This window comes from Mesorhizobium sp., assembly GCF_004962925.1.
Taxonomy (GTDB): Bacteria; Pseudomonadota; Alphaproteobacteria; order Rhizobiales; family Rhizobiaceae; genus Mesorhizobium.
Map to the genome: position 1 here is coordinate 1 of NZ_SUEO01000484.1, position 268 is coordinate 268.

1 protein-coding gene is annotated in these 268 nt (G+C 64.9%); it reads right to left on the reverse strand.

Translation table 11 applies throughout. The features are described from left to right. Nucleotides 1-58 precede the first annotated feature (58 nt). A partial coding sequence (gene minE / locus E5W87_RS35810) for a cell division topological specificity factor MinE (protein WP_292408784.1) occupies nucleotides 59-268 on the reverse strand: 210 nt, incomplete at its 5' end.

Genomic DNA, 268 nt, shown 5'->3' on the forward strand with positions numbered 1-268 from the left:
GATGGCCGGCAGGCCAGAGGGGGGCGCGAAGGATCGCGGCGGGGCGAACTTTGCGAGCTCAGGCCGACATCGCCAGCGGCCTTGCGCTCTTGTTCGGGATCTGGATGTCGATATCCAGCGTCGACATCGTCTCGCCGCGCTCCATCGAGACCTGCAGATAATCCTGGTCGATCTGCACATGCCTGGCGATGACGGCCATGATCTCCTCGCGCAAGATGGAGACGAGATCGGGCTGGCTGCGGCTGCGGCGCTCATAGGCGAGCAGCAC